Here is a 24,020-nt window from a genome sequence, read left to right as displayed (position 1 = left end):
TCATGTTGTTTTTAGATTGTTGGCTTATCGTTCTCTCAGTGCCGACTGCTTTGCCCGTAAAATCGGCTTAAGCAAATAGTCTAGGACACTTTTTTTACCAGTAATAATATCTGCACTGGCTAACATACCGGGGATGATGGGAAGTGCGTTAAGCTCATCGCCCAAGTAACTTTTCTCGGTGCGTACTCGTACCAGGTAAAAGGAGTTGCCATCTTCATCCTGGATCGAGTCAGCACTTATCTGTTCAACCTTGCCATGTAATCCTCCATAAATTGTGAAGTCATAGGCAGTAATCTTGACCACGGCCTCCAGCCCTGGCCGCAAGAACGCGATATCTTTGGGCGACACTTTGGCCTCGACCAGCAGAGTGTCTTCCAGTGGAACAATTTCCATCAGATCCATACCGGGTTGCACCACACCACCCAGCGTGTTGATCTTGAGCTTCTTGATGGTACCCTTGAGCGGCGCAATGACGCTGGTGCGATCCACCCGATCCCGCAGCCCAACCTGGCCTTCGGACAGCTGGCTCAATTTGCCTTGCCGTTCATTGAGCTCGGTCTGTGAATCGGCCCGGAATTTCAAGGCAATGTCGTTGCGCTTGGAGATGGTTTCCCGCAACACGGAATCGAGTTTGGGAATAAGCAGTCGGTTGCTCTCCAATTCCCCCTGCATTTCGTTGACCTGACGTTCCAGCTTGATGAGCTCGACCTGAGGTACTATCCCCTCCTTGGCCAAGGGGCGGCTGATATTGAGCTCCTGCCGCGCCAGATCCACGCTACGCGCCACCGTCCTGATCTTGGCGTTGAGCTCTATGGTCTCCTGCTCTTTCTGTTCAATCTGTTGCCCCAGAATATAGAGCTGGTTGTTCAAATTGTTGAGACGCTCATCCTGAACTGATTTTTCTCGAGCCGCATATTCGGCAAAGACGTTTTCGAAACCATCAGGGAAATCGATGGGCTGCTTGTCGACCACGACCTGTTCGCGCCATCCCAAATTGGGGCCGGTCTTGACCACCACGCTCTGGATTTCGGAGCGCAGCCTGGCAATATCCCCCTTGAGGGTCACCAGCTCCTGCTCCCGTTCACGAAAATCGGAGCGGAAGCGGGTGTCATCGATGCGCAAGAGCGGCTGCCCTTTTTCAACGATGTCACCCTCTTTGACGAAGATCTCCTTGACGATCCCCCCCTCCAGATTCTGGATCACCTGCAACTGACGGGAAGGGATGACCTTGCCCTGTCCAACGGTGACCTCATCGAGCTCGGCCCAGGCGGCCCAGACGATGGCGCTCATGAAAAACAGGAAGCAGGCCCACAGCAATGCCCTGGCTCGAGTCGGAGTACTCAGCAGTACCGCAGCCGCACCGTCATCAACGAATTCAAGGTGCTCCGGCGCCGGCAGTACGGTATCGGATGGCGCCTTCTTAAACAGTCCAAACTTAGCCATTGGACGCCTCCTGCACACGCACCTTGCCCTCTTTCAACTGTTGCAGCACAGCCTCTTTGGGCCCATCGGCCACCACCTGCCCCTGCTCAACCACGATGACCCGTGAAGCGACATCGAGCATGGAGGTTTTGTGCGTGATCAGGATCAGGGTTGTTTCCGGCCCCAATCGTGCCAGCTCATGCTTGACCTGCATCTCGGACTGGTTATCCATGTTGGAGGTGGGCTCGTCCATCACCAGAATGGGGGGGTCGTTGAGCAAGGCTCGCGCCAGCAGGATGGCCTGACGCTGACCACCCGAGAGCTGACGGCCTCCTTCGCCGATTTGCCGATCCAACCCGTTGGGATCCCGATTGGTAAAATTGGTGACGCCAGCCCGTTTGGCGGCCCGCATGACCCGCACATCGTCCACCAGCGGATTGCCCAGCATGATATTGTCGCGTACCGAGCCAAAAAACAGGGTCACGTCCTGCGGGACACAACCTATGTTGCGCCGGATAACCGAGGCCGGCAGTTGATCCAGCTCGAACCCATCGAGTCGCACCGAGCCATCGGTGGGCCGATACAAGCCCATCAAGATCTTCTCGAGCGTGGTTTTGCCCGCCCCGATCCGGCCTATGATGGCCACCTTCTCACCCGGCTCGATACGCAGATTGATGTTGTGCAGCGTGCTGGTTTCCATCCCCGGGTACTTGAACGAGACATTGTCAAATTCGATCCGACCGGAGATCACGGGATGGTGGATATACTGTTTGCCCTCTTCCTGCTCACCCGGTGTCACCATGATTTTTTCCAGGATTTCCAGTGCGGACTTGGCCTGGTTGTAACGGGTGGAGAGCACCGACAACTGCACCATGGGCGCAATGGCACGGCTTGACAGCATGACGGCAGCAATCATGCCCCCCATGGTGACCAACCCTTCCGAGATCTGATAAACACCGACAATCACCAGTGCCACCGTCACCACCTGCTGGATGTAACTGGCCAGCGAGGACATGGAGTTGGTGATGCGGCGGGTCTGCACGCCCCAGGTCGAGATATGGGAGACGGCCTGCTCCCAGCGATGCTGGAACATGCTCTCGGCCCCGAAAATCTTGACGGTCTCAAGGCCTGAAATGCTCTCGATCAGATTGGCATTCTTCTGGGAGGCAAGCCGCGATCCCTCTTCGATGGACTGCTTGAGCGGCGCCTGAATATAGAAGCTGTAAATAATGAGGATCAGCATGGCGACGATCGGCACCACGACCATAACCCCGGCGAAAATCCAGATGATGAACAGGAAGAAGACCGCGAACGGCAGGTCGATGAGGGTAGAGACGGTGGCGGAGGTAAAAAACTCCCGTACCGATTCAAACTCCTGCAGATGTTTGGCAAACGCTCCGGTCGAGGCCGGCCGCGACTCCATCCGCATGCCCATTACCTTGGCGAAGATCTTGGCCGACAACAGCACATCCGATTTTTTACCGGCAATGTCGATGAAGTAGCTGCGCAGCTGACGCATCACGAAATCGAAGGTGAACACCACCATGGCCCCGACCGCAAGCACCCAAAGGGAATCGAATGCCAGATTGGGCACTATCTTGTCGTAGACGTTCATGGTGAACAGCGGGCTGGCGATGGCAAACAGGTTGATCAGGATGGACGCGATCAGTACGTCACGATAGATGCCACGGGATTCAAACAGAGTGCTCCAGAACCAGTGCCCATCACGGGTCTCCAGCACCTTGGGGGAGCGCTCATCAAATTTGAACTGCTTTTTGACAAAAAACAGTCGACCCAGATACTCATCACCCAGCTGGGCTGCATTGAGCCACTGGGCCGCATCTCCCGCCTGAGGAAAGATGACCTTGCCCTGGCTTCTGTCTTCATTCCACTCCAGCAGAATGCAGGCGCCACCATTGCGCATCTGCAGCACGCAAGGCAGCAACAAGGGAGAGATTTCGGCAAGCGGCTGGATCACTTCCCGGGCCGACAGTCCGCCCCGCTCGGCGGCACGGCCAAACAGGTTGGGCGTCAGCAGGCCGGACACCAGTGGCAAACCGGTCGTCAGGGCATCCTTGCTGTTGGGCACCCCATAAAAGCGGGTCAGAAAGACCAGGCACTCCAACAACTCGTCAATACGGTTAGTTTCTGCTTGCATAGCATCCTGTCACTGCATGATTGGGCCGGCTCTATCGCCACACCGATATTCAAGCTTCACGGGCGCAGTTTGGCGCAGACGATCCCGTGACATAAAGAACAGAGCTCCCCGAGAAGGGATCAACAGCCTGATACACATTAAGCACAGGTACATGACACTGAATGTCATTGGCAGACCTGGTAGGCATTACACCCAAAGGCGAGACGGGCAGTTTGGTTGCGGATCGCGACACAAGATGGCGCCACCTCCGATATATCCCGTCCAAATTGGAAATAATACAAGCTTATTGATAATGATATCTTTTTCAAGCCAAGTACTATATCAAGACAATTTTACCGAAACTATACCGCAAAGACTGAATTTCATCTAATAACTCACTGTTTTTTTGATGAAATCTGATTACCTAGCCGATATTGCCAGAAAGCGAAAAAGGGCGCCTCAGCGCATGACCCTGGGCGCCGGAGCGGGCCAGTTCACTAGCAATGTCAGCCATGGCTGTCCAGCGATTCTCGCACCAGGCCGGCGCCAACAGAGTCGGACGGCGTGCCGACGCCGAGATGCGATGGTACACCACCTCGGGCGGCGTGTGCTGGATCATGGCAACCGCCGCTTCCACATACTGCGCCAGGCTCGGCACCTCCAGTCGACCCGCCTGCCACGCCTTGCCAAGGGTGCTTCCCTCTACCACGTGCAGCGGGTGCAGTTTTATCCCCTCCACCCCCGTCTCCACGATGCGCTGCAGCGTATTCAGGCTGTCCATGGCGACTTCACCGGGCAGACCGACGATCAGGTGGGCGCACACCTTGATGCCGCGCTGATGGGCCCTGGTCACAGCGTCAACATAGGCGGCATAGCCATGACCCCGGTTGATGCGCTGCAGCGTCTTGTCGTTGGCGCTCTGCAGCCCCAGCTCCAGCCACACCTCGTAACCCCGAGCCTGATAACCGGCCAGCAGGTCCAGTACCGCATCCGGCACGCAATCTGGGCGCGTCCCCACACACAAGCCCACCATGTCGCTCACCGACAGTGCCTCTTCATACATGCGCTGCAGGTACTCCACCTCGGCATAAGTGCTGGTATAGGCCTGAAAGTAGGCGAGATAACGTTTGGCCCGGGTCACTTCATCCCGGCGAGCCAGCAGTTGCTGCACCACCGAAAGCTGCTGGGCCGACTCGTCGGCAAAGGAGGAGACATTGCAGAAGGTGCAGCCACCACGGCCCAGCGTGCCGTCCCGGTTCGGGCAGGTGAAGGCACCGTGAATGGAGAGCTTGTGGATCTTCTGGCCATGGCGTTGCTTGAGATCCTGGCCGAATGTATTGACGAGTTCGTGTAACTGCATGACACCTCCAGTAAAGGGGCGTCATTGTACGAGCTTGGCCGCGCTCGGCGCTGCGCTGGATCAAGGGAGGAGAGGGTCGGGAAAACATATAAATATTCACCAATAACCGGATAAATATCAGCGAATGGGTAGTTATCGACGCTTTCGAGACTCATCCCAAATTTGACGAAGGCTCAACACCACCACAAAACCATCTTCTAACAGTTTGTTGAATAATGAAAATTTTCTCATAGACGGTGGTTTTGCAAATGCAAGTCACCTGCATCGTTATTGTGATCTCGGCCATTCACTTGTCGAGTGGATTGGTAAAATTACTACAAATCCTTGCCCCCATTGAGTCAACCAGCAAAGTCCAATATGGCAATACAAAACTCCACGAAAACAAAAATAACCAGAGCAATCGCCAGTTAATACCCCATATATACCCGCACCCCGACATTTTGTTATGGGTTTGTGATAATGAAAACAGCCGGGATGTCCAATTGACCTTGCCGAAAAATCCCATTAGTTTGGAGATTCGCCACCTCAGGCGGACGGAACCACAAGAGCCAATCGCAATTTATGCAGTCTGTTGATGACAGTGCGATGCAAGGCCGAGCAAGGGAGAAATGCAATGTCACTATATGATCCAAAGCTGGAGAGGGATAACTGTGGCTTCGGCCTGTTGGCCCACATGGAAGGTGAAGCCAGCCACAAGCTTGTCCGTCTCGCGATGTCAGCATTGGCTCGCATGCAGCACCGTGGCGGCATCTCCGCCGACGGCAAGACCGGCGACGGCTGCGGTCTGTTGCTGCAAAAACCCGACAGCTTCTTCAGAGCTGTCGCCGAAGAGAAGGGATGGCACCTGGGCCGCAACTACGCGGTCGGCATGCTGTTTCTCAACCCCGATCCCGTCTTGGCGCAAGCCACTCGCGACATCATCGACGAAGAGCTGGAAAAGGAGACCCTGAGCCTGGTCGGTTGGCGCAAGGTGCCTATCGATACCAATGTACTCGGCCCCATCGCCAAGTCCTCCCTGCCCAGCATCGAACAGGTCTTTGTCAACGCCCCCCCCGGCTGGGTCGACAAGGATCTCGAGCGCCGCCTCTATATCGTGCGCCGCCGCATCGAGAAACGCATCAGCGACGACTACTTCTACGTGGTCAGCCTCTCCAACCTGGTCACCGTCTATAAAGGACTGTGCATGCCGGTGGACTTGCCGCGTTTTTATCTGGATTTGGCCGACATCCGCATGCAGGCGGCCATCTGCGTGTTCCACCAACGTTTCTCCACCAACACCAGCCCGCGCTGGCCGCTGGCGCAACCGTTCCGCTATCTGGCCCACAACGGCGAGATCAACACCATAGCCGGCAACCGCCAGTGGGCCAAGGCACGCAGCTACAAGTTCGCCACCCCGCTGATCCCCGATCTGCAAGAGGCCGCCCCCTTCGTCAACACCACGGGGTCGGATTCCTCCAGCCTCGACAACATGCTGGATCTGTTCCTGGCCGGCGGCATGGACCTGTTCCGCGCCATGCGCCTGTTGATCCCGCCTGCGTGGCAGAAGCACCCAAACATGGATGACGACCTGCGCGCCTTCTACGACTTCAACTCCATGCACATGGAGCCCTGGGATGGCCCGGCTGGCATCGTCATGACCGACGGCCGCTACGCCACCTGCGCGCTCGACAGAAACGGCCTGCGTCCGGCCCGCTACGTCATCACCAAGGACAAGTTCATCACCCTCGCGTCCGAGGTCGGCACCTGGGACTACACCCCGGACGAAGTGCTGGAGAAGGGCCGGGTCGGCCCGGGCGAGCTGTTCGTGGTCGACACCAGCAACGGCAAGATCTGGACCAGCTTCGAGATCGACGACGATCTCAAGAGCCGTCACACCTACAAGCAGTGGATGGACAAGCACTGCAAGCGGCTGGTGCCGTTCGAACAGATGGATGACGCCAGTACCGGCGCCCGCGAGTTCTCCGACGATCAGCTGAAAACCTATCAGAAACTGTTCGGCTACTCCTATGAGGAGCTGGACCAGATCATCCGGGTACTGGGTGAAAACGGCCAGGAAGCGGTGGGCTCCATGGGGGATGACACCCCGATGGCGGTGCTCTCCTCCAGCCAGCGCACCCTGTACGACTACTTCCGCCAGATGTTCGCCCAGGTCACCAACCCGCCCATCGATCCGCTGCGGGAAAACCACGTCATGTCGCTGGCCACCTGTATCGGCCGCGAGCAGAACGTGTTCAACGAGACCTTCGGCCACGCCCACCGGGTGCTGTTCCAGTCGCCGATCCTGCTCTACTCCGACTTCCACCAGCTGCTGGCACTGGAAGGGGAGCACTATCGCCATCAGGTGATCAGCCTCAACTTCAAACCCGAAGAGGGACTGGAAGCGGCGATCCTGCGCATCTGTGAAGAGGCCCAGGCTGCCGCAAAGGCCGGTACCGTGCTGCTGATCCTCTCGGATCGGGACGTCAGTGCCGACACCCTGCCCATCCCGGCTGCCATGGCGGTGGGGGCGGTGCAGCGCACCCTGGTGGACAACAACCTGCGCTGCGACGCCAACATCCTGGTGGAGACCGCCAGCGTGCGCGACCCGCACCACTTCTCTGTGCTGCTGGGCTTTGGCGCCACTGCCATCTACCCCTACCTCGCCTACGAGACGCTCGCCAAGCAGGTAGAAGAGGGCGTGCTCAAGATGAGCCTGCGCCAGGCCATGCTCAACTACCGCAACGGCATCAACAAGGGGCTCTACAAGGTGATGTCCAAGATGGGCATCAGCACGGTGGCCAGCTACCGCTGCTCCCAGCTGTTCGAAGCGGTGGGCCTCTCCAAAGCCGTGGTCGAGATGTGTTTTCGCGGCGTATCGAGCCGCATTCAGGGCGCCGATTTTACCGACATCCAGCAGGATCAGTTCAATCTGGCCCGTCAAGCCTGGCTGGCCCGCAAGGCCCTCACCCAGGGTGGCCTGCTCAAATTCGTCCACGGCGGCGAGTACCACACCTACAACCCGGATGTGGTGCAGACCCTGCAAGTGGCGGTGCGCTCCGGCAACTATGCCGATTACAAGGAGTACGCCCGTCTGGTGAACGAACGGCCGGTCGCCACCCTGCGTGATCTGCTCACCCTGAAAAAGGTCGACAACCCGGTGGCACTGGAGCAGGTGGAGCCGGCTGCCAAGCTGTTCCCCCGCTTCGACTCCGCCGCCATGTCCATCGGTGCGCTGGGCCCGGAAGCCCACGAGGCGCTGGCGGTGGCCATGAACCGGCTCGGCGGCCAGAGCAACTCGGGTGAAGGCGGCGAGGATCCCAAGCGCTTCGGCACCGAGAAGAATTCGCGCATCAAGCAGGTGGCCTCGGGGCGCTTTGGCGTCACCCCCCACTACCTGATGAACGCCGACGTGGTGCAGATCAAGGTGGCCCAGGGCGCCAAGCCCGGCGAAGGGGGCCAGTTGCCCGGTGACAAGGTGACGGCCCAGATCGCCAAGCTGCGCTACTCCGTGCCCGGCGTGACCCTGATCTCGCCGCCACCCCACCACGATATCTACTCCATCGAGGATCTGGCCCAGCTCATCTTCGACATCAAGCAGATCAACCCGAACTGCCTGGTGTCGGTGAAACTGGTGTCCGAGCCCGGCGTTGGCACCATCGCCTGCGGCGTGGCCAAGGCCTATGCGGACTTCATCACCGTCTCCGGCTACGACGGCGGCACCGGCGCGAGCCCCCTCACCTCGGTCAAATACGCCGGATCCCCCTGGGAACTGGGCCTGGCCGAGACCCAGCAGGCGCTGGTCGCCAACGGCCTGCGCCACAAGGTGCGGCTGCAGGTGGATGGCGGCCTCAAAACGGGTCTGGACATCATCAAGGCGGCCATTCTCGGCGCCGAGAGCTTCGGTTTCGGTACCGGCCCCATGGTGGCGCTGGGCTGCAAATACCTGCGTATCTGCCACCTGAACAACTGCGCCACCGGCGTCGCCACCCAGGATGAGAAGCTGCGCCGCGAGCACTTCACCGGCCTGCCGGAGATGGTGATGAACTACTTCAAGTTCATCGCCGAGGAGACCCGCGAGCTGATGGCCCAGCTTGGCGTCACCCAGCTGACCGATCTCATCGGTCGTACCGACCTGCTGGAAGCGCTGCCCGGCCTCACCGCCCGTCAGGCCAAGCTGGATCTCTCCGGCATTCTGACCAGCCCGGTGGCACCGGCAGGCTCCAGCCTGTTCAGCCAGCAGCACAACCCCACCTTCGACAAGGGGCCTTTGAACCTCAAGATGGTGGAAGATCTGCTGGAGGCGGTGGAAAACATGAGCGGCGGCGAGTTTCGCTACGACATCCGCAACACCGACCGCTCGGTGGGGGCGCGTCTGTCCGGCGAAATCGTCAAGCGCCACGGCAACCAGGGGATGGCGGCCGATCCGGTGCGGGTCCACTTCAACGGTACCGCCGGCCAGAGCTTCGGCGTCTGGAACGCCGGCGGCCTTGAGATGATCCTCACCGGGGACGCCAACGACTACGTGGGCAAGGGGATGACCGGCGGCAAGCTGGTGATCAAACCCCATGTCGGCGTGGCATTCAAATCCCACGAGGCGGCCATCATCGGCAACACCTGCCTCTACGGCGCCACCGGCGGCAAACTCTATGCCGCAGGTACCGCCGGCGAGCGCTTCGCGGTGCGCAACTCAGGGGCGCTGGCGGTAGTCGAGGGGATCGGCGACAACGGCTGTGAATACATGACCGGCGGCATCGTCACCGTGCTCGGCACCACAGGCGTCAACTTCGCGGCGGGCATGACCGGCGGCTTCGCCTACGTGCTCGACGAGTGCGGCAACTTTGCCAAGCGCACCAACCCCGAGCTGGTGGAACTGCTGGACGTGGCGGACCTCGCCATCCATCAGGAGCACCTGCGCGGCATCATCACGGCGCACCTCAACGAAACCGGCAGCTCGCGCGCCGAGGAGATCCTGGCCAACTTCGACTCCTATGTGCCCAAGTTCAGGCTGATCAAACCCAAGTCCAGCGACGTCAAATCGCTGCTTGGCCACACCAGCCGTTCCAGTGCAGAACTCAGAATCCAGGCGCAATAAGGAGGGAACCCTATGAGCCAGAACGTATTTCAGTTTATCGACGTGCAGCGGGTCGACCCGCCCAAGAAGCCGCTCAAGATCCGCAAGATCCAGTTCGTGGAGATCTACGAGTCCTTCAACCAGGCCCAGGTCGGCATGCAGGCGGATCGCTGCCTCGACTGCGGCAACCCTTACTGCGAGTGGAAGTGCCCGGTGCACAACTACATCCCCAACTGGCTGAAGCTGGCCAACGAGGGACGCATTCTGGAGGCGGTGGAGCTCTCCCACCAGACCAACAGCCTGCCGGAGGTGTGTGGCCGGGTCTGCCCGCAAGACAGACTGTGTGAGGGTGCCTGCACCCTCAACGATCGCTTCGGTGCCGTCACCATCGGCAACATCGAAAAATACATCACCGACAAGGCGTTCGAGATGGGCTGGAAGCCCGACCTCTCCAAGGTGGTCAAGACCGGCAAGCGGGTCGCCGTCATCGGCGCCGGCCCGGCGGGTCTTGCCTGCGCCGACGTGCTGGCACGGGGCGGCGTCACCCCGGTGGTGTTCGACAAGTATCCGGAGATCGGCGGTCTGCTCACCTTCGGCATTCCCTCCTTCAAGCTGGAAAAAGAGGTGATGCAGCGTCGCCGCGAGATCTTCGAGGGGATGGGGGTGGAGTTTCGTCTCGAGACCGAGGTGGGTCGCGATGTCACCTTCGCCGACCTGCTCGGCGAATTCGATGCGGTCTTCCTCGGGGTCGGCACCTACAAGTACATGAAGGGCGGCTTTGCCAACGAGGAGGCACCGGGAGTCTACGACGCCCTGCCCTACCTCATCGCCAACGCCAATCGGCTGCTGGGCTTTGAGAAGGCGCAAGCCGACTACATCGACTTCGCCGGCAAGCAGGTAGTGGTGCTCGGCGGTGGCGATACCGCCATGGACTGCGTGCGTACCGCCATCCGTCAGGGGGCCGACAAGGTGATCTGCGCCTATCGCCGCGACGAGGAGAACATGCCGGGCTCCAAGCGGGAGGTGAAGAATGCCCGCGAAGAGGGGGTTGAATTCATGTTCAACCTGCAGCCGGTCGGCGTCGAGCTGGACGCCCAGGGCCGCACCTGCGGCATCAAGGTGGTGAGCACCGAGCTCGGCGCCCCCGATGCCAATGGCCGCCGCAACCCGGTGGTGATCGCCGGCTCCGAGCAGGTGCTGGCTGCCGATGCGGTGGTAATGGCGTTCGGCTTCCAGCCCAACCCCCAGCCCTGGATGGCGGAACACGGCATCGAGCTTGACGGCCGGGATCGTATCAAGGCCTCCGAGCAGGCCGAACATCCCTTCCAGACCAGTAACCCCAAGGTGTTCGCCGGTGGCGACGCGGTGCGCGGCTCCGATCTGGTGGTCACCGCCATCTATGAGGGGCGCAAGGCGGCCGAAGGGATCATGGACTACCTGGCCGTGTGATCTGCCATCGCAGCCAAGCAAACAGCCCCGCTCGTGCGGGGCTGTTTTTTTTATATCGCTCTCGATCAGGCAGTACCGGCTAGATGCTCCAGCTCTCCGGCAGCCGCTCGGTGAGGGTGGAGATGTATTCGAAGGTACGCGCCCGCTTGGGGGTGGTGAACATCTGGCGCGCACTGCCCGCCTCCACCACCTCCCCCGCCTCCAGGAAGATCACCTGCTGGGCGATCTGGGCCGCCAGGCGCAAGTCGTGGGTGGCGATCAGCATGGTGGTGCCCTCACTGGCCAGCTGGCGCAGCACCGCCACCACCTCCTGGGCAAGCTCGGGATCCAGCGCCGAGGTGGGCTCGTCACAGAGCAACACCTTGGGAGCTGGCGCCAGCGCCCGGGCAATGGCCACCCGCTGCTGCTGACCACCGGAGAGGGTGGCAGGCACCGCCTGGGCCTTGTGCCTGAGCCCCACCTTGTCGAGCAGTTGCAGGGCGCGCGCCGCCGCCCGCTCCCTCGGCCACTTCAACACAGTCACCAACCCTTCCAGCACATTCTCCAGCACCGTCATGTGCGGAAACAGCTGAAAGTTCTGGAACACCATGCCGGTCTGCTGGCGCAGGCTCAGCACGCTTTGCCGGGACAGGTGATGGGCAAAGTCGAGCTCGCTGCCCCCCAGCACCAGCTGGCCTGCGTCGGGTCGTTCCAGCAGGTTCACGCAGCGCAGCAGGGTACTCTTGCCGCTGCCGGAGGGGCCGATCAGGGCGGTGACGCTGCCCGCGGCCATCGCCAACCCTACCCCTTTCAACACTCGCTGCCCCGCAAACTGTTTCTCGATGCCACTCAAGCGGATCATAGGGCGACCTCCCGGGTCTCTTTGTGAGCCAGTCGCTGCTCCAGCTTGTCTTGCAGGGTGGAGAGTACCGAACTGAACAACAGGTAGATGAGGGCCGTCTCGACATAGAGGATGAGCGGCTCATAGGTGACGGAGGCGAGTCGCTGAGCCGCCTGAAACAGCTCGGGCACGGTCACCGCTGCCGCCAGCGAGGTGTCCTTGACCAAGGAGATGAAGGTGTTGGAGAGCGGCGGCACCGCGATGCGCGCCGCCTGCGGCAGGATCACCCGCCACATCACCTGAGGCCAGTTCATGCCGATGGAATAGGCCGCCTCCCACTGCCCCTTGGGGATCGCCGCCAGGGTGGCACGGATGATCTCCGAGCTGTAGGCACCGATGTTGAGGGTGAACCCGATGACGGCGGCGGTGAAGGCATCCAGCACGATACCGGCGCTCGGCAAACCGTAAAAGATCAGAAACAGCTGCACCAGCAGCGGAGTGCCCCGAATAAGCCAGACATAAAACCGGACCAGCATCACCAGCGGGGCCGGACCATATAATCTGGCCAGCGCCACCGACAAGCCGAGCACAATTCCCAGCACGAAGGTAATCAGGGTGAGTGGCACGGTAAAAATAAGCCCCGCACTAAGCAGGGGCCAAAAAGAGTCGATCATTAACTGCAACCAGGCCGGCACGTTAATATCCTCAGTTGTTATTATGTTGCCGCGATATTATTGCGAGACGTCGGTGCCGAAATATTTCTGCGATATTTTCTGATATGCGCCATCCTGCTTGGCATTGCGCAGCGCCTGATTGATGGCGGCCAGCAACTCGGGTTGTCCCTTGGCGAGCAGGGCGGCAGATTGATCTCCCTTGGCCTCGGTGGCCGCCACCTTCAACTTGGCGTCCGGCTTCTGTTTCTTGAAGTCGAGGAAGGAGAGGCTGTCGTTGAGGGTGGCATCCACCCGCCCGGTCAGCACCAGTTCAAGGGACTGGTTGAATCCCTCGGTGGCCACCACCTCGGCGCCCGATGATTTCGCCAGCTGAGCGAAGTTGCTGGTCAGCGACTGGGAGGATTTCTTGCCCTTCAGATCGGCAAAACTCTTGATGCTGTGGTTGTCGCTGTGCACCACGATCACCGCCTTGGAGGTGATGTAGGGATCTGAAAAATCATACTTTTTCAGCCGCTCCGGGGTGATGGCCACTTCGTTGAGCACCAGGTCGTAGCGCTTGGCGTCCACCCCGGCGATGAGCCCGTCCCACTTGCCCTCGACGAACTGCGGCTTCACGCCGAGACCGCTTGCAATCAGCTCGCCGATCTCCACGTCAAAGCCCACCAGCTTGCCGCTCTTGTCGTGATAGGTGAAGGGAGGATAGGCCCCTTCGGTGCCGATCTTGATCACCCCGGCCCGCTGGATCTCGGCCAGGCTTGATTGTGCCTGTACCGAGGTCATCAGTGCCAGCTGAAGTGCCGCCATTAAAAACAGAGAGTGCCGTTTTTTCATTATTCACCTCGTTATATTTATGAACATCCAGAACGCTTGCCAACCACCACAAAATAAAACCAGCCGGTTATCATGTTGAAATTAATTATCGGCAGAGAGAACTTTCATAATGCTTGCCGGCGGTATGGATGAAACATAACGTGGCTCATGGCATGACCCAACCATGAAATACGGGGATATTTAGCGAAATAATGGATAACGAAAAAATAGTGGCCGGGCTGGCCGAGGAATAGCCCCGCTGGCGGCGCTCCGCCAGCGGAAACCATATCAGGCGGGTTGCGGCTCCCGCGGGATGCTGGTGACCCAGTGACGACGCCAGTGCGGCGCCTCGTAGAGATCGGGCCAGAATTCGGTCTGATGGCAGATGGTATTGCCACGCACCGTGTGGAAGGTGATGGCGCGCGCCTCCACTTCACCGTCGGTGATCACCACTTCGGTCACCACCTCTCGCCCCTGCTCCAGCAGGCGGACGACATCGAAATTCCAGGGCCCGGCCGCCGGGTAGCGCCGATTGATCTCGACGAAGTTGGCCCGCCCCTCGATCCGCTCCCCCGACTGGGGCCAGTCACAGAGGAAGTCATCGCTCAGCCACCTGGAGGCCTTGACGAAATCGTTGCTCTGCATGGCCTGCCAGTAGGCCTCCACCACTGCTTTTGGTTCCATGGTCTTGTTTTCCATGCCTCTCCCCTACAACCGCACCACCAGCCACTCCCCCTTGCCCACCGGCACCAGCGAGGTCGCGAAGGCCGGATCCTGCTCCACCTCTGCCATCCACTCGGCCAGCTCCTCGCGATGGGAGATGGCATTGTCCACCACCAGCAGACCGCGGGGGGCCAGAAGGCGCTGGATCTCGGGCCACCAGGCCTGGTAGTGCTGGCGATCGGAGTCGAGGAAGATGAGCGGATAAGCGGCCGTCGGCAGGGTGGGCAGCAGCGTACCAGCTTCCCCTGCCAACTGCTCAATCCAGGGTTCAAGACCGGCCCGCTCAAAGTTGGCGGCCGCCATGGCCCGTTTTCCCTCGTCCAGCTCGATGGTAGTGACCCGGCCCCCCAGCCGTTTTACTGCCTCGGCCAGCCAGAGGGTGGAGTAACCGTTGGAGGTGCCGATCTCCAACACCGCATCGGCCCCCCTCGTCTGTACCAGCACCGCCAGCAGCTCGCCGGTATCGCGGGTAATGTTGAGCATCTTGCTGCCACGGGACTGTTGCGCGCCGTCATTCTGTTCGCCAAACAGCTCCAACTCCCGTTTCAGTTGTTCCAGTGCCATGTCTCCTCCTTGACGGTGTAAACGAGTCGGCCCGGTGCATGGCATGGCTGGACCGCCCCTCATGTTCATCATGTTGCTGTCGGCCCGCTCGGTGGCGTATCCCCCAGCAGGTAGCGGGGGCCCTCGCCCTGCCCGGCGGCCTGATCATCCGGATTGTAAAGTGCGCAGTGCTCCAGCGAGAGGCAACCGCAACCAATGCAGGCGCCGAGCTTCTCCTTGAGCTGCTGCAGAGCGGTGATGCGCCGATCGAGCAGGCTCTGCCACTGGCCGGCAATGCCGTCCCAGTCACGGCGATCCGGGGTGCGCCCCTCGGGCAGGCCGGCCAGGGCTTCCCCTATCTCGCCCAGACTCAACCCCATGCCCTGCGCCACCCGGATGAAGGCGATGCGGCGCAGCACATCCTGCGGATAGAGCCGCTGGCCCCCCTCGCTGCGCACGCTGCCAATCAGCCCCTTCTGCTCGTAGAAGCGCAGGGCGCTGGCCTTGACGCCCGAGCGTTTGGCTATCTGGCCGATGGCCAGCCATTTGCGTTCCATCGCCACGCTTGACCTCAAGTTAGCTTTAACTTGCACAATCCTGTCTCCCCTTATGAAAGGAGTCAAATGATTATGCATTATCTTCATCATCTGCTCGATGCCAATCGAGCCTTTGCCCTCAACGAACGCGGCACCACCAACCACTGCCCGATGGCATTGCACGCCCTGCACGAGATGGGCGCCAATCCCCGCCAGCTGCAACAGTTCTTCGCACACTGGCAGGCCAACTATGCCCTGCCGGGGGGTGAACAACAGCAGGGGGATGAGGAGGAACTGCAGTTTGTCCGGCTGCGTCAGCAGTTGGCAACACGGCTGGCCGACGAGGGGTGGCTGCCCACCTTTGCCGCCCTGCTGGAGCAGGGTCTCTCGCCGGCCGGCGGCGCCTTCCATCCGCTGATCCGCTTTGCCTGCGCGCTGGAAAATGGCCATCTGGGAGAGCAGGCCGCCGCACTGGCCGCCTGGCAGTGCAGCCCCCTGCGGGTGCCGGCCGGGCAGCGGGCACCGGTGCAGCATATCGACGCTCTGCTGAGCGCGCTGGCCCAGCAATGGGAAGGCGCATGCTGGCAAGGCGAGTGGATCACCGAACGACTGCGGCAGGTGACGGATGCGCCGACCTGGGCGAGCGGGTTGCCGAGCGGGGTATCATCATCGGATCTGCTGGTGCAGCTGGCCGACGCGGCCCTCACCCTCTACTGGCAGACCGGCAATTTTACCGTGCTGCACATGGTGACCGGCAGTCGCGCCGCCGCCATCGTCGCCAGCTATCTGCCCGCGCCATGGCTCGCGCGCTGGCAGACCCTGATGTGGCAGGCGGTGACGGCCGCCTATGTCACGGTCTGCGCGCCGTCACTGCAGACGCCGGTCTGGCCCGATACCGGCAAGCTGTCGTGGCAAAACGTGCTGGCCCGGGCAGTGGCGAGCCTCGACGATCATGTGATCAAGCTGGTGCATTGCTGCTGGCGAGAGGGGCTCGCCAGGCCTTTGCTGGCAGACCGCTATCTGGCGGTGGCCGCCCGCACGGCAGGGCTGCTGGCGCCTCACACCGGGCCGGATGCCATCTAGGTAGTACACAGGGGCTGCCCTAGGAGGCGGGCAGCCGGGTGAAGTGAATGACGGGGCAGCGGGGAGCCACGCCCCGGGTCAGGGTCAGCGGCTGGGCGCGGTAGCTCAGTTGGTAGCGGCCGGGGTGGGAGAGATCGTAGACCAGGGTCAGATCCGCGTCGGCCTGGCTCTGCTGACCGGCCCCCAGCAAGAAGAAATCCTCGGCGCCCGGGTTGCCCCGCTTGGCCAGCGGGCCCTTGTAGGGTATCGGCCGATCATCGAGGGTGAGATCGATGGCATCGGCAAACCAGCCTTCAAACGGCGTGAACCAGCTCAGCACCTCGAGCGGCACCTCCCCCCGGTTGGTCAGGGTCATCACCAGCGGCAGCGGCTCGTTGACCCGGCTTTGTGCCTTGACCGACAGATCGCACTGCAGGGGGGCCAGCGCCAGGGTGGTGAGCAAGAGTGTCATCATGGTCGCTCCTTCCTGTGACAAACGACATGGACAAGAAGGGGCCTTGCGGCCCCCGGTCGGCAAATCAGTTTTCGCTCGGCGTATTCTCGGCGAAGTACTCGTGGTTGTCGGCGTTGTTGAGCGCCTTGGCCGGATCCGTCTTCGCCAGGTTGCGGGCATTGGCCTGACCGTAACCCAGATCGTCGGTGCCCGCCACCACGTTGAAGTGGCTCAGCTCGTGAACGATGGTGCCGGCACGGGAGTCGGTCCCGCTGACCGGTGCGGTCCAGAAGCTCTTGCACAGGTAGACCTTGTAGGGCTGATCCGGATAGACATAGGCAAAGTAGCTCTGCTTGCAACCGCAGTCGAAGGTGAGCGGCTTGTTGTCGATGGCATCCTTGATCTTGCTGAAGTGGGTCTCGGCCTGATCCCAGCGCGATGCATCATAGGCACCAAACCAGCTGCGATAACGCTGGCCTTCCGGCTTGTCCACCGCCAGGTAGCTGCTGGAGTTGTTGGTGATGCCGCTGGCCGCATCGAGCGCCGCCAGGATGTCGCTCTTCTGGGTGTTGGTGCAGCGGCCGCTGAAGCTGACCGAGGCGGTCACCGCCTGCGGCTCGGCCAGGGGGGCTGCCTTGGCCAGCACCCGCTCGTCACTCACTCCGTCCACCCACAGGGTCACGGCATTGGATTCGCTCGCCTGGGCCTGCTTGGCCTTGGCGACTTTCGCCTCTTGCGGCAACGTCGGCAGCAGGTAGCGGATGCTGTACTGGCCCTGGGCACTCATGTCGTAGAGACCGGAGACCTCGGCCTGCACCGTCAGGCTCTGGCCGGCCTTGAGCAGCTGGAAGTCCTTGTCGGTCGGGGCAGCCCGCTTGATCAGGGCCCCCTCGTAGCTGACCGGCTGGCCGTCCCGCTCCACCAGGAACAGGGGGGCATCTTCGCTGCCCGGCAGTTGCCATTTGAGCAGGCTAACCGGCTTGTCCCCGCTGTTGGTCAGGGTCAGGTTGACGCGCACGTCGTCACTGTTGCCATCCACCAGGGTGAGCTGGGCGTCGAGCCCTGCGGCGCAGAGCGGGGAGGCCAGCACGCCGGCCAGCAACAGGGCAATGGGAGTCGCTTTCATCATGTTTCCTCATTCATTGAGTGTCGCCTTGTCAGGCGGTTTGCTTCCTTCAAGGCCCTCTTTGGGGCCCACTCACCCTAGAGCAGTTTTTTCCCGCGACCATCCCACCATATGGGGGACGCCCCCCAGGATAGGGGGAATGCCAGATGCCCCCTCTTGCTGCGACAAGAGTCGCGCCGCCCTCCCCCTTTCTCCTGCCTGCCACCCCGCCCCGCGCCCATAAAAAACCCCGGCACCGGGCCGGGGTATCAGACAAATGAAGCAGACCCAGCTCAGGGGCCCATCAGCAGCGCCAGCGCTGGCTGCGCGTTGCCCGGCACCAGCCGGTAAGCCTTGTGGTGCTTGACCAGGGTGGTTTTCTTGTTGCCCTGGCTCAGCAGCAGGCAATGGGCAAAGGCTGCCCGTGCCAGCCGGGCCTCGTCGCCGCGCACATAGAGGGTGAGCGGCTTGACCAGCTCGCCCGCCTCGATGTGGCCCTGATACTCGCTGGCGCTGATGATGAGGCTCGGCTGACCGCCCGATTGCAGACGCAGCTTGGCGCTCACCTCGCTGTCGGTAATCACTAACCAACCCTCGGCCGCGAGCTCGGCCAGCAGGGCGGCCAGCCGGCTGCCCAGCCCAGTCGGCTCGGCCATGGCCCGCTCATACTGGCCCATGATCCGCTCAAGCAGCCCCTTGAGATCGGCGCCGGCCCCCAGGGTGCGGCCAAGCTGCACCCAATCCTTCAAATCCTCCATCACCAGCCGGGAGAAGCGCTTCTCCTTGAGGGAGTCGGCCATCCAGGTGCAGAGGAAGTGGCTCTCCTGGGCGGGGGTACGCTTGCCGGCCTTCAGTTCGGCGGTGCGCGCCAGCTCGGCCAGGCTCTGGCTGGCCATCTCGAACAGGGCCTGATTGTAGGTAGGAGCGGTCATAAGCAATCCTTGAGTTGACCACCATGGGTCAACACCGATGACAGAGATAGCAAAGGCGCCAGTGGCGCCTTTGCGGTTCAATAGAGCGGCCTGCGCGCCTTATTTCGGCTGGCGCGGCTTCTTGGCGGCAGCCAGGCGCTTGAGGCGCTGGCCCTGCAGCTTGGCCTCGGCCATGGCCTGGGCGGCGGCGTTGTCTTCCCGCTGCGGCCGCTTGCCGAAGCGGCGACGCTCCTGCAGCTGCTTGATCAGCTCGTCGCGGCTGCTCACCTCGTAGCCCGGCACCATGATGCGGCGGATCTTCTGGCCGATCAGCGCCTCGATCTCCAGCAGGGTGCGCTCTTCTTCACGACTGACGAAGGAGATGGCCATGCCGCTCTTGCCGGCACGGCCGGTACGGCCGATGCGGTGCACGTAGTCTTCCGCCAGGAACGGCAGATCATAGTTGACCACGTATTCGAGATCCGGGATGTCCAGGCCACGGGCGGCCACTTCGGTGGCCACCAGTACCCGCAACTTGCCCTCGGTGAACTCGCGCAGGGCGCGGCGACGGCTGCCCTGCGCCTTGTCACCGTGCACCACGGCCGACTTGATGCCGTCGAGGTTCAGCTCAGCCACCAGCTCGTCGCAGCTCTCGCGGGTACTGGCAAACACCAGCACCTGCGGCCAGTTCTGCTTGCCGATGAGCTCGGAGAGCAGCTCGCGCTTGCGCTTCTGCTCCACCGGATAGACGGTGTGGCTGACGGTATCGGCGGTGGAGTTCTGCTTGTTGACGCTCACTATCTGAGGCTTGTCCAGCATCAGGTTGGCCAGCTTCTTCACCGCCTCGGAGAAGGTGGCGGAGAACAGCAGGTTCTGACGGGTCTTGTTGACCGCTTGCAGGATCTGCTGCACATCGGCACTGAAGCCCATGTCGAGGATGCGGTCCGCTTCATCCAGCACCAGGCACTCGACACCGGAGAGGCTCAGGTTGCAGGCGGTGAGGTGCTCCAGCAGCCGGCCCGGGGTCGCCACTATGATGTGAGCGCCCGCTTTCAGTTTTCTGGCCTGCACATCCTGCTTGCCACCGCCGTAGATGGTGAGGGTGGTGATATCCAGATGCTTGGCGAAGTCATTGATGTTGCTCGCCACCTGGGCCGCCAGCTCGCGAGTCGGGGTCAGGATCAGCACCCGGGCATTGGACGGCTGCACCGGTGCGGGGTTGTCCACCAGCCGCTGCAGGATGGGCAAGGCAAAGGCGGCGGTCTTGCCGGTGCCGGTCTGGGCGCTGGCCAGCACGTCACGACCACGGCGGATGGCCGGGATCGCCTGCTGCTGCACAGGGGTCATCTCCTGATAACCGCACTCTGAGATGGCGCGCAAAATCTCGGGGGCAAAATCGAACGATTCAAATCTCATAATGGGTTCCTGTGTTCCAGCTGGACTGTGGCTGGCTTGGTTAGCTCGGCATGAGCGAAAAGTCGGTGCAGACCACCGACGGCTGTGCCTGACATCAAGTCAGAGAGTGGCCGGAAAATGGCGGGCGCGAAGTGTAACAGATAGATGGCGCAAATTCTGCCTCAAATACGCGCCCTTTTCATGGGGCCAGGGCCGCCTGGCTGGCAAGGCGAACACGCCCCGCCAGCAGCCCTTCATGTCCGCACGGGAGTTCAGCCACCTCGACCATTCTGGGCCAGGAAGTCTCTTTGGAACAGGCACATGCGAATGGCGGTGCGGTATTGGCCATCGATGAAGAACTCCTCTTTGAGCTCCCCTTCCGGCTCGAAGCCCAGCTCCTGATAGATGTGGATCGCCCGGGCGTTGTCCCGATCGACGATGAGATAGAGCTTGTGCAGGTTGAGCACATTGAAGCCGTACTTCATCGCCTTCAAGGTGGCGGTCTTGGCATAGCCCTTCCCCTGATGGGCGGGGGCGATGATGATCTGGAATTCGGCGCGGCGATGGATGCTGCGGATGTCCACCAGCTCCACCAGCCCCACGTTGTCGCCCGCCACCTCGAGGATGAAGCGGCGCTCGTGCTGGTCGTGGATGTGCTTGTCATAGAGCTGGGCCAGTTCCATGTACGCCTCGTAAGGCTCTTCGAACCAGTAGCGCATGATGCTGGCGTTGTTGTTGAGTTGATGGACGAACTTGAGATCCTCGCGCTCGAGGGGGCGAAGGGTCAAGGTGTCGTGGGATGACATAAGGTACCTGCTTGCAGAGTGAAGGGACGCCGGCCAGCCAGGGGCGGCGGCGCCATGAAGAGTGAGAGCAACAGACGGCGGGGCCCCTGCCCCGGCCGGTCAGCGAATGCGGTTGGTCGGGCGCTTGAGCAGCCGGATGGCGATGGCGGCCATGGCGATGACGAACAGACCGAGGGAGGTCACCAGCAGGCACTTGGTCAGCAGCTCGTGATACTGGGCGAACACCGGGGCCGCCATCACCGCCTTGCCCACCAGGCTCAGCACCAGCGCCCAGAGGAAGGCGCTGGCAAAACTGGCGATCATCACCCGCGGCAGGTGCAGCCGCGAGACCCCCATCAGCATGGGCGTCAGCACCCGCACGAAGGGCACGAAACGGGAGGAGAACATGGCCCAGAAGCCGTAGTTGTGCAGCAGGCGGGAGGCTCGCGGCAGGCTGCCGTCCGGGATCATCCGCTCCACGTGGCCCATGAAGGCGGTGCCGTGCAGCGCCTGCCCTTGCACATAGGCGATCAGGCTGCCCAGCCCCGCCGCCAGCGGCATGTAGAGCAGCGTAACCTCGGGGCCGAGCACCCCCATTCCCACCAGCCCGCCGGCCAGCAGCACCAGACTGTCGCCGGGCAGGGGCAGAAACACGAAACTCGATTCGAGAAAAAGGATCACCACCAGGCAGGTGACGAGCAGGCCCACCGCCTGCATCTGGATCAATTGGTCAAAGTCCTGTTGCCATATGGCAAGCAGCATGTCCTGCATCTGGTGACTCCCATCAACTTCGTGAGCATCCATCCTGGGCGGCCTGACGGCCTCCGGTGCGGCAGACCCTCCCTGTCGCCAACCCCTTTTCTCCCTGAGGGTGGCCCGTTATACACCCGGCCAAGTGAACAAGAAATTAATACAGGTCATGGATAGGAGAGATAATCGGCCAGGGCCAGCAAAAAAATCGGGCCCGCTCCGGCTGGAGGGGCCCAGACAGCAAAACGGCGTCAACTGCGCTTGAGGCGCTGCAGCTTGGTGAGAGTGAGCAGGGTCTGGGCCGAGAGATCGCACACCGACAACACGAAGGCGAGTTCGTCGGGATGCCATACCTCGCTCAGCCTGGCCCGCTCGGCAATGATGAAGCCGAGCAGCTCATCCCCCTGCTTGAGGGGGGCCATCAAGATGGTGCCGGAGAGCCCCTCCAGCCCGAGCTGGGCCAGCATGGCGCCAAAGCGCGCCAGATCGTAGGGCTCGCGCAGGATGAGGCAGGGTTCATGCTCGGGTTTGGAGACCTCGTAGCGCCCCTGGATCAAGGCATAGGGCAGGTGAAAGCCCTGCTGGTGATGGAGCTTGGGCAAAAAGAACAGATCCTGGCAGTACATGCTCTGCTTGTCTTCGGCACTGAACCAGACGCTGGCCCGCGCCGCGCCGGTGCCGGAACAGATCGCCTCGTTGATGTGGCGCGCCGCCTGACCCGGATCCTCGCCGCTCAGCAGATCGCTCTTGGCCAGATGAATGAGGGCGCCATGCTGCAGTTTCTGGCGGGCTTCACTGTCGAGCTGGCGCTGACGCAGGCTGTCCAGATGATCGAGCATCCGATTGCAGTCGATGGCCACCTGGGAGATCTCGTCGTTGCCCTCCACCAGCAGCCGGCGCACCGCACCGTCGTCGCCGATGAGCCGCAGATTGGCGCTCAGCCGCTGCAGACGGGCGGCGATATAGCCGTTGAGGATCAGCAGCACCAGAGCCCCGAACAGCAAGGTCCCCAGGCTCAGCAGCCAGAAGATGTGGCGCTCGATGGCCTTGCCCTCCAGCATCAGATCCCGTGGCAGGGTGAAGCGAAAAATGAGGGGAGAGTCCTCCTGCAGGGTATCGATCTGGGCCAGGGTGAGCAGCCGCTCCTCCTGCGGCAGTATCAGGCTGTCGTTGGCCCTGAGCCGGGCCAGGGTGGTGACCCCCAGGCTGGTGGCCAGCTGCTGCGGGCTCAAAAAGGAGAGCGAGAGATTGGTGCGCTTTTGCAGCTGATGGACCAGCCGGGTGGTGAAGGCCTTGAGCAGCAGCAGGGTGCCGCGACTCGGCCCCTCCCCCTCGCTGGTCAGGATCTGGGTGGCGGCCAGCAGGTAGTAACGCTCGCCGTCAAACCAGATGCCGGCATTGGGCTTGAGGCTGCCGTAGCGCACCAGATAATCGGTCAGAGGCGCCAGCTGGGCCGGGGTCTGCGTCACCAGCTGGCCGCCATGATAGGCAAACGCCGCCTGCGGCTGCTTGTCCGCATCATAGAGGGCCACCAGATCCACCCCCAGGGTCTCGAAGGTGCGCACGTTGAGATTGGCCGCCAGATAGGCGGGATCGCGGCTCACCATGTAGGCGTAGGTCTCGTCCCACTCGGACCAGTCCTGCCCCAGCATGGTGAGCTGACCAAGCTCGGCCTGCACCACGGCCCGGACCCGCTCGCGGTTGCGCTCCACGCTCATGCGCTCCAGCTCGCCGAACTTGTTGCCGACCACATAATGAAGGCCGACATAGCCGACCCCCAGCAACAGCAGCAGCGTCAGCACTATGGTCAGCGTAATCTTGCGGCTGATCTTCATCTTTACCCACACTCCCGAACAGGTGACCCATTGAGTTTAATGGATTTTGCCTCTGCGCCTGCCCCTTGCGCGAAAAAGCTCGCCAGGGTGACCTGCCTGCACTGCCATGGCGTGAATGGGCACAAATGGCGTCATCCGGCTCACGGTTGGGGCTGCCAAGCGAACAAAAAATCGCTACAGTGTAACCGTGCCTCATCGG

General features: G+C 61.6%; 19 protein-coding genes. 3 read left to right on the top strand and 16 right to left on the bottom strand.

Annotated features, from left to right (window positions below):
• Positions 1-24: 24 nt before the first annotated feature.
• The 3 genes from C2U40_RS07135 to C2U40_RS07125 all read right to left on the bottom strand — a co-directional run bounded on the left by C2U40_RS07135 (position 25) and on the right by C2U40_RS07125 (position 4,919).
• A complete protein-coding gene (locus C2U40_RS07135; RefSeq protein ID WP_011706512.1) occupies positions 25-1,443 on the bottom strand; it encodes an HlyD family type I secretion periplasmic adaptor subunit in 1,419 nt (472 codons plus the stop codon).
• Complete coding sequence (locus tag C2U40_RS07130; RefSeq protein ID WP_017410900.1) at positions 1,436-3,580, bottom strand: type I secretion system permease/ATPase; 2,145 nt, start codon at positions 3,578-3,580, stop codon at positions 1,436-1,438. Before C2U40_RS07130 ends, C2U40_RS07135 begins: the two co-directional genes overlap by 8 nt.
• Positions 3,581-3,983: 403 nt before the next feature.
• Positions 3,984-4,919, bottom strand: coding sequence for a TIGR01212 family radical SAM protein (locus C2U40_RS07125; RefSeq protein ID WP_103829122.1), 936 nt, complete (start codon positions 4,917-4,919; stop codon positions 3,984-3,986).
• 613 nt (positions 4,920-5,532) lie between these two features.
• Here C2U40_RS07125 and gltB point away from each other — a divergent pair.
• Both gltB and C2U40_RS07115 read left to right on the top strand, forming a co-directional pair.
• Positions 5,533-9,990 (top strand): glutamate synthase large subunit, encoded by a 4,458-nt coding sequence (gltB, locus tag C2U40_RS07120; protein ID WP_103829123.1) that lies wholly within the window; start codon positions 5,533-5,535, stop codon positions 9,988-9,990.
• A 12-nt stretch (positions 9,991-10,002) separates the two neighbouring features.
• The gene (locus tag C2U40_RS07115; RefSeq protein WP_103829124.1) at positions 10,003-11,418 is read left to right on the top strand and encodes an FAD-dependent oxidoreductase; all 1,416 of its coding nucleotides are present in this window, start codon (positions 10,003-10,005) and stop codon (positions 11,416-11,418) included.
• Between the two features lie 79 nt (positions 11,419-11,497).
• Here the strand turns inward: C2U40_RS07115 and C2U40_RS07110 are convergent, their stop codons facing one another.
• From C2U40_RS07110 to soxR, 6 genes are all read right to left on the bottom strand, one after another.
• Positions 11,498-12,259, bottom strand: coding sequence for an amino acid ABC transporter ATP-binding protein (locus tag C2U40_RS07110; RefSeq protein ID WP_103829125.1), 762 nt, complete (start codon positions 12,257-12,259; stop codon positions 11,498-11,500).
• Positions 12,256-12,912, bottom strand: a complete 657-nt coding sequence (locus tag C2U40_RS07105) for an amino acid ABC transporter permease (RefSeq protein WP_175044332.1) — start codon at positions 12,910-12,912, stop codon at positions 12,256-12,258. The genes C2U40_RS07110 and C2U40_RS07105 overlap by 4 nt, the downstream gene beginning before the upstream one ends.
• Positions 12,913-12,969: 57 nt before the next feature.
• The gene (locus tag C2U40_RS07100; protein ID WP_103829126.1) at positions 12,970-13,743 is read right to left on the bottom strand and encodes an amino acid ABC transporter substrate-binding protein; all 774 of its coding nucleotides are present in this window, start codon (positions 13,741-13,743) and stop codon (positions 12,970-12,972) included.
• Between the two features lie 267 nt (positions 13,744-14,010).
• Positions 14,011-14,421, bottom strand: coding sequence for a nuclear transport factor 2 family protein (locus tag C2U40_RS07095; RefSeq protein WP_041217827.1), 411 nt, complete (start codon positions 14,419-14,421; stop codon positions 14,011-14,013).
• Positions 14,422-14,430: 9 nt separating this feature from the next.
• A complete protein-coding gene (locus tag C2U40_RS07090) occupies positions 14,431-15,009 on the bottom strand; it encodes an O-methyltransferase (RefSeq protein WP_103829127.1) in 579 nt (192 codons plus the stop codon).
• 68 nt (positions 15,010-15,077) lie between these two features.
• Complete coding sequence (gene soxR, locus C2U40_RS07085; protein WP_043167051.1) at positions 15,078-15,545, bottom strand: redox-sensitive transcriptional activator SoxR; 468 nt, start codon at positions 15,543-15,545, stop codon at positions 15,078-15,080.
• Positions 15,546-15,611: 66 nt separating this feature from the next.
• Between soxR and C2U40_RS07080 the strand changes: the two genes are divergently transcribed.
• Positions 15,612-16,607: a questin oxidase family protein gene (locus C2U40_RS07080; protein ID WP_181014958.1), complete on the top strand. Its 996-nt coding sequence runs from the start codon at positions 15,612-15,614 to the stop codon at positions 16,605-16,607.
• Between the two features lie 19 nt (positions 16,608-16,626).
• Here C2U40_RS07080 and C2U40_RS07075 read toward each other — a convergent pair whose 3' ends face one another.
• The 7 genes from C2U40_RS07075 to C2U40_RS07045 all read right to left on the bottom strand — a co-directional run bounded on the left by C2U40_RS07075 (position 16,627) and on the right by C2U40_RS07045 (position 23,821).
• A complete protein-coding gene (locus C2U40_RS07075) occupies positions 16,627-17,061 on the bottom strand; it encodes a protease (protein ID WP_175610253.1) in 435 nt (144 codons plus the stop codon).
• A 64-nt stretch (positions 17,062-17,125) separates the two neighbouring features.
• The gene (locus tag C2U40_RS07070; RefSeq protein ID WP_181014959.1) at positions 17,126-18,169 is read right to left on the bottom strand and encodes a M35 family metallo-endopeptidase; all 1,044 of its coding nucleotides are present in this window, start codon (positions 18,167-18,169) and stop codon (positions 17,126-17,128) included.
• Positions 18,170-18,438: 269 nt separating this feature from the next.
• On the bottom strand, positions 18,439-19,077 hold the full coding sequence (locus C2U40_RS07065) for a DUF2913 family protein (protein ID WP_103828711.1): 639 nt from the start codon (positions 19,075-19,077) through the stop codon (positions 18,439-18,441).
• Positions 19,078-19,176: 99 nt separating this feature from the next.
• The gene (locus C2U40_RS07060; protein ID WP_016351179.1) at positions 19,177-20,472 is read right to left on the bottom strand and encodes a DEAD/DEAH box helicase; all 1,296 of its coding nucleotides are present in this window, start codon (positions 20,470-20,472) and stop codon (positions 19,177-19,179) included.
• A 251-nt stretch (positions 20,473-20,723) separates the two neighbouring features.
• Positions 20,724-21,257 carry a spermidine N1-acetyltransferase gene (gene speG / locus C2U40_RS07055; RefSeq protein ID WP_016351180.1) on the bottom strand — a complete coding sequence of 178 codons (534 nt, stop codon included), beginning with the start codon at positions 21,255-21,257 and terminating at the stop codon, positions 20,724-20,726.
• A 99-nt stretch (positions 21,258-21,356) separates the two neighbouring features.
• On the bottom strand, positions 21,357-22,007 hold the full coding sequence (locus tag C2U40_RS07050) for a DedA family protein (RefSeq protein ID WP_011706529.1): 651 nt from the start codon (positions 22,005-22,007) through the stop codon (positions 21,357-21,359).
• Between the two features lie 230 nt (positions 22,008-22,237).
• Positions 22,238-23,821 (bottom strand): CHASE4 domain-containing protein, encoded by a 1,584-nt coding sequence (locus C2U40_RS07045; RefSeq protein ID WP_043123959.1) that lies wholly within the window; start codon positions 23,819-23,821, stop codon positions 22,238-22,240.
• Positions 23,822-24,020: the final 199 nt, after the last annotated feature.

The sequence above is a fragment of the Aeromonas sp. ASNIH4 genome (genome assembly GCF_002934425.1).
Lineage (GTDB): Bacteria > Pseudomonadota > Gammaproteobacteria > Enterobacterales > Aeromonadaceae > Aeromonas > Aeromonas hydrophila.
Note: the sequence above shows the minus strand (reverse complement) of the source record. Positions and strands in the feature narration are given on the sequence as shown.